Source organism: Citromicrobium sp. JLT1363, assembly GCF_000186705.1.
Taxonomy (GTDB): domain Bacteria; phylum Pseudomonadota; class Alphaproteobacteria; order Sphingomonadales; family Sphingomonadaceae; genus Alteriqipengyuania.
In genome coordinates this window covers 1-787 of the sequence record NZ_AEUE01000016.1, presented here as the reverse complement: position 1 = coordinate 787, position 787 = coordinate 1, and the positions used below count along the sequence as shown (strand labels likewise).

Annotated in this window: 1 protein-coding gene; it reads right to left on the bottom strand. The window is 56.8% G+C overall.

Annotated elements, in window-relative coordinates:
• Positions 1-11 precede the first annotated feature (11 nt).
• On the bottom strand, positions 12-787 hold a 776-nt coding region (locus tag ADAD_RS17040), incomplete at its 5' end, for a GTA baseplate fiber-binding domain-containing protein (protein ID WP_202796501.1).

The window sequence follows — 787 nt, the reverse complement described above, 5'->3', positions numbered from 1 at the left end:
GGGGGTATCGGTCATGGTGTCACCTTTCCAATGGTTAGGGTCGCTTCGGTCACGGCACCGTAGGCACCGTAAGCCGACCCGTATTGCGCTGCGTCTACCTTAAGCGAAGACTGCCCCGAACCAAAGTCGGAAGTTTGGTCGGCTGCGCTGTAGGTGTAGGTAGGCGACGTGGTTTCGACTTCCCGAACAACCGTCGGGCCGTTGTAGATACGCACGCGGTAGCGTTCGAATTCTTCGTTAAGGGGCGGTTCGGACACGCCCCAATTATCGCCGTTAAACCGCGTGCGTCGCTTCCATGTCAAAGTAAGATCGCCCGCCGCGTTGGCTTCAAGCTGTAGGTCGGTGGGCGAATACGGCTGTAGCCCGCGTCGTGTCCCTGTGTGCGTAGCGGTCTTGTATGTGTCGTCGGTATTAGGGTAGCGCGACGGCCCGTAAAGAAATTGTATTTCATTCGAACTTTGTTCGTCGGTCAACACGACCGTTGCCAGCGTGTCGGGTTCCAGCAACACGACGGTAGACCCTGTGGGCACGTCGGTTCCTGTAATTGCCGCTTCGGTGCCAAGCTGGCCCCGCAACAGGTTCGTAACGTAGTAGGTTCCGTCGGGCTGCGGCGCTGCGGTCGTGAATTGTATAACTTCCCATTCGTTAACTGCGGCGTTGTATACGCCAATAGCCAACGCGCTATTCAGCATTATAGCTTCGGAAACACTGGAAATAGCGCCGTAGTCAAAAGCGATATGTAAAACCGTGCCCCTATCCCAACGACCAACCGGCCCCGGCTGCAACG